The sequence below is a fragment of the Hymenobacter lapidarius genome, from assembly GCF_001816145.1.
GTDB lineage: Bacteria > Bacteroidota > Bacteroidia > Cytophagales > Hymenobacteraceae > Hymenobacter > Hymenobacter lapidarius.
This window is the reverse complement of the sequence record NZ_MDZB01000111.1, coordinates 21,963-31,448: the sequence shown is the minus strand read 5'-3', so window position 1 is coordinate 31,448 and position 9,486 is coordinate 21,963. Positions and strand designations below refer to the sequence as shown.

Sequence of the window (9,486 nt, the reverse complement as noted above, 5' to 3'; positions counted from 1 at the left end):
TGGAACCAGGCGAAAAAACATTCGGGTCGTTTATCGTAGCGGGTGGCGAAACGGCGAAACTGTTTGAGCTTGGCAAAGGTGCGTTCGATGGGGTATCCGGAGCGGCTTTTTTGTGTCTGGAGCTGAGCTTAGTAGCCGGGCCTAAGCCAGAGGTAGTGGTTTAATCCTCTTCTTCGTCGGTGCTGAAATCGAGGGTGCGCGCCAAATCGACGGCCTCCTGGGCCACCTCCTCCAGCAATTGCGGGGCGTCGGCATCGAGGGTGCGGCCGAAGAGGTTGAGCAGCTCTTCGCCTTCTTCGTTTACATAAAGGTTTTCATAAAGCCGGTCAAACAGGCGGGCCTCGCGGCCAATGATGCGGTCAATGTCCTCGGGGGAGCGGGCTTCGCTCAAGGCCCGGTGCAGCACGTCGAGCACCTGCCGGCTCTCATCATGGTCGCCCAGTTCGGACACCAGCTTGAGAATGCCCATGGCCAGGCCCAGCCGCACCTGCTCGAAGCGGAAAGGCTTGTCGGCCGGTGCCGCGCTGCGGAGCTGGTCGTGGGCCCGCAGGGTAGTGGGGGTGAGGTAATACTTCACGTCGTTGGGCGTGGTGAAGGCGAGGTGCAGCAGTTGTTCGTAAGGACTCATGGGGAAAAGGGCCGGCGAGGCCGCCGTAACACGTCGGGATGGGGTGCGTAAGCAGAAAGCCGAAAGGTACGCGCCGAATGCAAGCTGCGCCGGCGCGCCGGCCTTTCCTTCCACATCATTTCACCTGTTCCTTCTTATGACACACAAAAATAAATGGCTGCTATTTGCCCCACTCGGCCTCACTGCCATCGGCGCCGGCGCGTGCATGGTGCAATGGGCCGGCCATATGAAAGACGAAAAAGCGCCCGCCTCCCGGTGGGTACCCGCGGGCACCGCGGCCCTGGTGGTCCTGAACGCGGGGATGAGCTTGTTCGGGAGAGGAGTGCTGGAACGAGTGCGGCACGAGTTGCACGAAAAGCTGGGCAGGTGAGCGCTGCAACAGAGGTTTAGGCTACCTAAGGACACAAAAAAATCCCCAGCCATCAGGCTAGGGATTTTTTGTGTTCTTAGGTAGCTGCGGAGTTACGCCGCTGTTGCCAGCCTATTCGGTTTTCTGCTCAAGCTTCTGTGTGCCTTCTTTTACGGCCGAGCTGGCTTCCTGGGAACCGTTTTTCACAGCCCGCTTGGTTTTTTTGGCGCCACGCTTTACAACGGTGCCGGTTTTTTTGGCCCCACGCTTCACTGCACGGCCGCTTTTACGAGCCACGTTGCCGGCGGCGTCCTTGGTGTTTTCGAGTGCAGCACCAACGTTGGTTTTGCCAGTCGTGGTGGTGGTTTTCACGGTACCGTTGTCGCGCACTTCAACTTCGGTTTTGGGCGTGGCAGGGGTAACAACCTGGGCGTTGGCAGCGGTGGTGGCAAGCGCCAGACCAGCGAGCAACATGAGAGACTTTTTCATGAGTGGGGTGGATAATTGAGTGGATGGTGATAGATAATTGGAAGGAGGTAGGGCTTGTACGCAGGTTCAAACCAGAGGTTTTCAGCGGTGGTCCGCAATGCCTGCATTGGTCTGCTCCGTGCCCGGCAGCAGCAGCGAACTGTCGCCGTAGCTTAGGAAGCGGTAGTCGTGGGCCAGGGCGTGGTTGTACACCGTGCGCCAGCCGGGCCCCAGCAGGGCGGCTACCAGGAGCAGCAACGTGCTTTCGGGCTGGTGGAAGTTCGTAATAAGGCCATCGATGAGCCGGAAGCGGTAGCCCGGCGCAATGAGCAGCCGGGTGTTGGCTTGCAGCGTATCGGTCCCATTGGCCTCCAGGTACTCGAGCAAGGCTTCCAACGCCACTTCCGTGCTGATGCCGGCAGCGGCGGCAGCCATGTCGTACGGCTGCCATTGGGTAACCAGCAGTTCCGGCTGTCCTGCCGCCTCGCCACCCTCCGTCGTGGCAGGCTGAAGTAAGCCCACTCCCAGCCAATATAGGCTTTCGAGGGTGCGCAGGCTGGTGGTGCCCACGGCCAGCACCGGTTTGGGCCGGTGGCGCAGCAGTTGCCGAAGCAGCGCCGCCGTCACGATAATCGGCTCGGTATGCATGGGGTGGTCGGCCATGCGGTCGGCCTTCACGGGCTGGAAGGTGCCCGCACCCACGTGCAGGGTGATGTGGCCCGTCGAAAAACCCCGTTGCTCCAGCTCGGCCAGTAGCTCGGGCGTGAAGTGCAGGCCGGCGGTGGGTGCCGCCACGGCCCCCTCTGCGGCCGCGTACACAGTCTGGTAGCGCAGGGCATCGGTGGCGGTGTCCGGGCGCCCGAGGTAGGGGGGGAGGGGCAAGTGACCGCCCGCCCGCAGTACTTCCGCGAAAGGCAGCGCCGCCGGCTCCCAGCGAAAATCAATCAGCGCGGTACCGGCTTCCTGTGCCTGGCGTTCGGCCCAGAGGGTAGCGGGCTGGCCGTCGGCGGTTTCAAACTCCAGAAGCACGGGGCCTTCTTTCCAGCGGCGGCCGTTGCCCACCAGGCAGCGCCAGGTGCTGCTGCCGGTTTGTTGCAGCGCCATTTCCAGGCTGCGGTGCGGGGCCATCGGCTCCAGGCAAAACAGCTCTACCTGCCCGCCGGTGGGGCGCCGGGCAAGCAAGCGGGCCCGCACCACGCGGGTGTCGTTAAAAACCAGCAGCGCATCCGCTGGCAGCTCGTTCGGCAACTCGCGAAACCGTTGGTCCGTGAGCTGCCCGTTGCGGCTCACCAGCAGGCGGCTGGCGGCGCGGTCAGGCAAAGGCTCCGGCGCAATGCGTTCGGGCGGCAGCGGATACGAGAAATCGTGGATGGAAAGGTCGCGGGGGTGAGGGGCATTCATGGCCGCAAAGGTCGGACAGAAAGACCACCCTGCCCACAGTGAGCCCCACTTTAGCTGGTAGCTGGCCACCAGGCAACCGGTGCGTCAGCTGCACCGCTCAGCATGCTACTTGGGCCGGCGGAACACCAGCAGGTGCTGCTGGGGGAGCGTTTCAATAGACTCCACGAATTCGAGGCCCACGGCGGCCATTTCTTTGCGGGCCTGCTCCACGCTCATTTTGTGAATGCGTTTGATGGGCACATTGGGGTCTTCGGCGCGGTATTCTACCAGGGCCAGGCGCCCGGTGCCGGGGCGCAACGACCGCCGGATGGCCCGCCCCATCTCCCGGGGGTGGTCAAACTCGTGGTAAGCGTCCACAATCAAGACCAGGTCCACGCTGTCGGCGGGGAGCGCGGGGTTGGTGGTGGTGCCCAGCACCGGCCGCACGTTGGTGATGTTGAATTTGCGCTTGTTTTCCCGCAAGGAGGCAATCATTTCGGGCTGGATGTCCACTGCTAGTACTTGCCCCTTCGGTACTTTCCTGGCCATTTGGAACGAGAAGAAGCCCGTGCCCGCACCAATGTCGGCCACCACGTCGGTGGGCTTGAGCCGGAGCTCTCGCACCAGCAAATCGGTGCCTTCTTCCTGTTGGCGGCCGCTGCGCTCCAGCCAGTCGGCGCCTTCGTGGCCCATTACGTGGGCAATTTGGCGCCCCAGGTAGTAGGTTCCAATACCATTCGGGTCGCGGGGCGGGGCCATGACATAGCCGCTGGTGTCGGTCTGCAGGCGCTGGGTAGCAGCTAGTGAAGGAGTTGTCTCGGCGGGAAGCTGGGTGCAACCCAACAACAGCCCCGCAGCGCTGCTGCTTGCCCCCACAAGGCACAACGCCCGCTGCCAACCAGCAATACAATAGTTCATATTAATTCGCAAGTAAGCACACATGGTCTGTTCAACAGCAATTGCCGCCCTGGCGTTCAGAAGGAGAAATTCTCTGCCGCAACGCGTTGATAATAAGAAGTAAACGCGATAATTTAATGTTTAAATAAGAAAGTGCCTGATTAAGAACCATCAATATGTACTTTTAGCCGTAAAACGACTATTTCTCCATTTTCATACACCTTTTACACATGAAAAACATCTCTTCTCCCTTCGCTAAACTCATTGCGGTTGCTGCCTGTGCCCTCACCTTGGGAAGCTGCAACCGTGCCGAATACGCCATGTTGCCCAAGGGCTCTTCCTACCACGGCGTAACCCGTGTAGCCACGCCCGTGCCGGCCAAGGCTCCAAGCACCGCCGTGGCAATGGCCCCCGTTGCCGCTGAGTCCATTGCTCCGCAGGAAGTTGCGACCATTGCCCCGGTTGCCGCTCCGGCTGCCGTAGCTACTGCCGCCGCCAAGCCCGAAGCTGCTACCAAAGAAGCAGCGGCTGCTGTAGCAGCAGCCAGCACCGTTGCGGCTGCTTCGGCCATTGCCACGCCCGCTCCTAAAACCAACCTGGCCCAGCGCATTGCCCTGAGCAAAGTGACCCGGAAAGTGGACAAGCTCATCCAGAAGTCGGGTTCGCTGCGCAAGCACGACAACACCGCTTCTACCGCCGAAACCAGCGCCATCAGCGGCAACCTCCGCACGGGTATTATTTTCCTGTTGGTTGGCTTGCTGGTTTCTTTGTTCAGCTTTGTTAGCAGCATTTTCGGCCTCATTGGTCTTATTATCGCTATCATTGGCTTGATATTCATCATTCTCTGGCTGCTAGACCAAGCGTAGCATCAGCTGATTTCAATACCAAAACCAAAAAAAGCCCCCAGCTATTCGGCTGGGGGCTTTTTTGATGACTTATCAGTTGTCAGCATCCGTATAAAAACTAGGCTAAAGACTGATAACGAGCAACTGACAACCCAGTTGCTCAGGCTACATCGGGTCCACGTCGGCTACTAGGCGGGCTTGCTTGAGTTCCTTCTGGTCCTTCACCACGTCCATCGCGGCGCAGATTTGCTCTTTGGCCCATTTCAAAGCGGTGTGGGCGCGGTCGAGCTTGATGGTGATTTCCTGAAGGTAGAAGTTGCGGATGCGGAAAATGTACGGTGCCTCCGGGCCCAGCACGGCCGCGCGGCCCAGGCGCTCTACCAGCTCCTGCGTGAGCAAAATGGCGGCCTGCTCGCCCAGGCCCTGCTCCACGTGCTTCACCGTCATCTTAATGATGCGCATAAAGGGCGGGTAGCCGTGCTCCTGCCGCTGCATGATTTCGTAGTTATAAAATTCCGCGTAATCGTTGCGAATCACCTTGTCGAAAATCACCTGCGTGGGGTCAGAAGTCTGGATGATGACCTTGCCCTTTTTGCCCTTGCGCCCGGCCCGGCCGCTCACCTGCACAAACATCTGGTAGGCCCGTTCGTGGGCCCGGAAATCGGGGTAGTGAATGATGCTGTCAGCGTTGATGATGCCCACCAGACTCACGTTGGCAAAGTCCAGGCCCTTGGTCACCATCTGGGTGCCCACCAGCACGTTGGTTTTCTGCTGCTCGAAGTCGCCGATGATTTGCTGGTAGCTGTTTTTGGCGCGGGTCGTGTCCAGGTCCATCCGCTGGATGTTGGCCTGGGGTAACATTATTTTCAGGTCGTCCTCAATCTTCTCGGTGCCGAAGCCCTGCGTTTTCACGGCGCGGGAGCCGCAGGCGGGGCATTTGCTCACCATGCTGTCGTGGTAGCCGCAGTAGTGGCAGCGCAGCTCGTGGCTGTGCTTGTGGTAGCTCAGGCTCACCGCGCAGTTGGTGCACTTGGGTATCCAGCCGCAGTCCTGGCAGGCCACTACTGGTGCGTAGCCGCGCCGGTTCTGAAAGAGTATCACCTGTTCCTGCCGGCCCAGGGTGCGCTCCACTTCACCCAGCAAATCGGCGGTGAAGTGGTTGTGCATGGTTTTCTGCTCGCGGGCCTTGCGGGTATCCACCAACTCAATGTCGGGCATTCCGGCTTCGCCAAAGCGCTTGGTGAGGCTCACCAGCCCATAGCGGCCCCGTTTGGCCTGGTAGTAGGTTTCCACGGCCGGCGTGGCCGAGCCCAGCAGCGTTTTAGCACCCTGGAAGTTGGCCATCATCAGGGCTACTTCGCGGGCGTTGTAGCGCGGGGCGGGCTCGTACTGCTTGTAGCTGGACTCGTGCTCTTCGTCCACGATGATGAGTGAGAGGTTATCAAACGGCAGAAACACCGCCGAGCGCACGCCCACCACCACCTGGAACCGGCCCGAAAGCACGCCATTCCACACTTCTACCCGCTCATTGTCTGAAAACTTGGAGTGATACACCCCCAGCCGCGAGCCAAACACGCGCAGCAGGCGCGTCACAATCTGGGCGGTGAGAGCAATTTCGGGCAGCAGGTACAGCACCTGCCCGCCGCTCTCCAGCGCCTTGCGGATGAGGTCGATGTAAATCTCGGTTTTGCCAGCGCCCGTCACGCCGTGTAGCAGCGTGATTTCCCGTTCTCCGAAATGCGCCATTATCTCGTCGCGCGCCGTGGTTTGGGCATCGGTGAGGGTGAAATGCAGCTGCGCCGTGGGCTCATCTTCCAACGGAAAGCGCGATACAATCACGTCGAACTGCTCCAGCACGCCGTTTTTAATGAGCGTGTTCACCGCTGAGGCCGACAGGTGCGGGCTGCTGGTGAGGGCGGCTTTTTCGATGCCGTTCTGGTTGGAGTACTCGTTTTGATGCACCGGCACGCGCTGCAGGTACTTCATCAGCACGTCCAGCTGCTTGGGCTTGCTGGAAAGGGTGTTGAAGAGCTGCTCAATGGACGCCTCCGACACGAAATGATGCGCCAAGCGGACCTTTTTCACCACTTTGGGCGAGTATTTGTCGGCGGTATGCTCAAAGAGAAAAATGACATCTTTGTGCATCAGCGACTTTATCACCTTGTGGAAGGAGGGGATGCCCAGCAGCTCGCCCACTTCGGTAAAAGTCAGGGCTTTGCCATCCTCGGTGGTGCCCAGGGCGTCCACAATCACCTCTTCCTGCTGGCTGAGCGGGTACTCGCTTTCCTCACGGGAAAAGCGCGGGTGCAGCTGTATCCGCGACTCCGAGCTGAGCTTCAGCGCCGAGGGCAGGGCCGCGTTTATTACCTCGCCAATGGTGCACATGTAGTAGTCGGCCATCCAGCGAAAAAGCTTCAGCTGCGGCTGCGTCACCACGGGCGCATCGTCAATAAATTCGAGGATGTACTTAGCCTGGTATTCCTTGGGCGCCTGCTCGTGCACGGCGGCCACAATGCAGCTGAGCGTCTTTTTGGCTCCAAACTGTACAATTACCCGGCCCCCCACCACCACGTTGTCGTTGAGCTCATACGGCACGCGGTACGTGTAGAGACGGGGCAGCGGCAGGGGCAGAATAACGTCGGCAAACAGCGTCACCCGGTCGGCTGCCGGAGCGGCGGTGGGCGAAATAAAATCAAGCGTGAAACTCAAAACAGCAGCGGGGTAGGGGGCGAATAGTAAAGATAACAGGACGGTAGTGCCCACCTGCGCCGGGCCGCTACAAGGCTGCTTGTGCTTCCGCAGCGCTGTACACCGGTGCCAGACAGGCTTGATTCCGGCAGATATGCACGGCCGTTGCGCCTTGGGGGCCGGGTTTCAGCAGCTTGAGTATTGGCAGCTCCGAGCGAGTTTCCGTGCCCGCCACCACGGTATCAAACAAAAACGAGCGGTTAAGTTCCTCGCGAAAATTTTCGGCGTCCGGCCCGATGATGGCAACTTCGGCGCCCGGCCGCAGCAGTGCGGCATACAGCGCGGCCCAATTGCTGAGATGCTGCGGCTCTTTTGCCACCAGATGCCGTACCTGGGCCAGCATATCGGCCGCCAGGCTTACGTATTGGCTGTTTTCGAGGTGCCGCCCCAGGCGGCGTAGGTTGTGCGCCATCACGGAGTTGGAGGCGGGAATGACGTTGTCCAGCAGTTCTTTTTTGCGGGCAATGAGCGGTTCGGCGTTGCTGTCGGTGTAGAAAAAATGGGTTTCGGCTGGGTCGAAAAAGTTGCGGAGCACGTAGCCGGTCAGCGTCTCGGCCTCGCGTAGCCATTTTTCCACAAAGCTGACTTCGTAGAGGCTGATGTATGCCTGAATGACGAGGGCGTAATCTTCCAGGAAGCCGCCGATGCTGGGCCGGCCGTTTTTGCTGGTGCGGTAGAGGCGCTCGCCGTCGCGCAGGTGGGCCTCAATGTACCGGGCATTGCGCTCGGCCACCACCAGAAACTCGGGTTCGGCAAATGCCCGGTAGGCATCGGTGAGGCCCTGCAGCATGAGGGCGTTCCAGCCGGTCAGTACCTTATTGTCGAGGCCGGGGCGGATTCTGGTGGCGCGCACGGCCATTATTTTCTGCTTCCACTCCGCTACCATCCCGGGCACCACGTCCGGCGCCAGTTCGTGGGCAGCAGCGAAGGCTTCGTCGGTTTGCCGCCGATGCAGAATATTGCGGCCGTGCTCCCAGTTGCCGGCCGCCGTGCAGTTGTAGTAGGCCGAAAACAGCGGCTCTTCTTCGCCCAAAATGCTGCGTAACTCTGCGGTAGTAAAAGTGTAAAACAACCCTTCCGTGCCCTCGCTGTCCGCATCAAGGGAGGAGTAGAAGCCGCCCTCCGCATTGGTTAGCTCCAGGCGAACAAATTCGACGGTATCATACACCACCTCCCGGAAAAGCGCATCCTGCGTGACCTGAAACGCCTCGCTGTAGAGGCTCACCAGCTGCCCGTTGTCGTAGAGCATTTTCTCGAAATGGGGGGCCAGCCACTCTGCATCCACCGAATAGCGGGCAAATCCACCGTGGGCCTGGTCGTAAATCCCGCCCCAGGCCATTTCGCGCAGCGTGAGCACGGTTTGGTCCAACAATGCCGGGCTGCCACTGATGGCGTGGGCCCGCAGTAAAAAGCGCCACACGCTGGGCATCGGAAACTTCGGAGACCCAGGCAGACCGCCGCGTTCCCGGTCAAATTGCGCGTCCAGGGCGTAAACCAGCTGCTTGAATTCTTCCTCCGAAACGCCGGCCGGATTGGCGTTGTCCATTCCGTCCGTCTGCAAGCCCGCAGACGCTTCGTTTAGTGGCGCTGGGGCACTGGAGCGGCCGCTGTGTTTCTGCAGCTCACTGGTCCCAATTACCTCCATAAACCGCTCCGCCGACTGCTCCAGCTCTGTCCGATGCTCGCCCGCATACGCTTGGCCAATGTTCTCAAGCAGCTTCATCCAGTTGCCCGGAGCGAAATACGTGCCTCCGTAAAACGGCTTGGCTTCCGCCGTCAGGAAAACGTTGAGTGGCCAGCCGCCCCGCAGGCCCATAGCATGCAGGGCATCCATGTAAATCTGGTCCACATCGGGCCGTTCCTCCCGGTCGACCTTGATGCACACAAAATGACGGTTCATCAGCGCAGCCACGGCCGCGTTTTCAAACGATTCCCGTTCCATGACGTGGCACCAGTGGCAGGCCGCGTACCCGATACTCACCAAAATGGGCTTCTGCTCATTTCGCGCCCGAGTCAGGGCTTCCGGGCCCCAGGGGTACCAGTCCACCGGGTTATGGGCGTGCTGTTGCAGATAGGGGCTCGTTTCCTGAGCAAGCCGATTGGTGGGAAGTGCAGCGGTGGCCATAGCAAACAAGATAGGCGAGGGGACCTAAAACACCAAACCCGGCTTC

The 9,486-nt window shown here is 60.1% G+C and carries 8 protein-coding genes; 2 read left to right on the top strand and 6 right to left on the bottom strand.

Translation table 11 applies throughout. The annotated features are described in order from the left end of the window. Positions 1 to 160: 160 nt before the first annotated feature. Positions 161 to 628: a hypothetical protein gene (locus BEN47_RS12190; protein WP_070728688.1), complete on the bottom strand. Its 468-nt coding sequence runs from the start codon at positions 626 to 628 to the stop codon at positions 161 to 163. 136 nt (positions 629 to 764) lie between these two features. Here BEN47_RS12190 and BEN47_RS20975 point away from each other — a divergent pair, with 136 nt between their 5' ends. Next, complete coding sequence (locus tag BEN47_RS20975; protein ID WP_125921645.1) at positions 765 to 998, top strand: hypothetical protein; 234 nt, start codon at positions 765 to 767, stop codon at positions 996 to 998. Between the two features lie 111 nt (positions 999 to 1,109). On the opposite strand, the gene BEN47_RS12180 is transcribed toward BEN47_RS20975, so the two are convergent. The 3 genes from BEN47_RS12180 to BEN47_RS12170 all read right to left on the bottom strand — a co-directional run bounded on the left by BEN47_RS12180 (position 1,110) and on the right by BEN47_RS12170 (position 3,743). After that, complete coding sequence (locus BEN47_RS12180) at positions 1,110 to 1,466, bottom strand: hypothetical protein (RefSeq protein ID WP_070728686.1); 357 nt, start codon at positions 1,464 to 1,466, stop codon at positions 1,110 to 1,112. An 81-nt stretch (positions 1,467 to 1,547) separates the two neighbouring features. After that, positions 1,548 to 2,846: an S-adenosylmethionine:tRNA ribosyltransferase-isomerase gene (locus BEN47_RS12175; protein ID WP_070728685.1), complete on the bottom strand. Its 1,299-nt coding sequence runs from the start codon at positions 2,844 to 2,846 to the stop codon at positions 1,548 to 1,550. Positions 2,847 to 2,951: 105 nt separating this feature from the next. Next, entirely contained in the window at positions 2,952 to 3,743 is a 792-nt protein-coding gene (locus tag BEN47_RS12170; protein WP_083322373.1) for a class I SAM-dependent methyltransferase, read from the bottom strand. A gap of 209 nt (positions 3,744 to 3,952) precedes the next feature. On the opposite strand from BEN47_RS12170, the gene BEN47_RS12165 reads away from it, so the two are divergent. Further along, complete coding sequence (locus tag BEN47_RS12165; RefSeq protein WP_070728683.1) at positions 3,953 to 4,588, top strand: hypothetical protein; 636 nt, start codon at positions 3,953 to 3,955, stop codon at positions 4,586 to 4,588. A 144-nt stretch (positions 4,589 to 4,732) separates the two neighbouring features. Here BEN47_RS12165 and priA read toward each other — a convergent pair whose 3' ends face one another. After that, entirely contained in the window at positions 4,733 to 7,276 is a 2,544-nt protein-coding gene (priA, locus tag BEN47_RS12160) for a replication restart helicase PriA (RefSeq protein ID WP_070728682.1), read from the bottom strand. Between the two features lie 67 nt (positions 7,277 to 7,343). Beyond that, complete coding sequence (locus tag BEN47_RS12155; protein ID WP_070728681.1) at positions 7,344 to 9,440, bottom strand: thioredoxin domain-containing protein; 2,097 nt, start codon at positions 9,438 to 9,440, stop codon at positions 7,344 to 7,346. Positions 9,441 to 9,486: the final 46 nt, after the last annotated feature.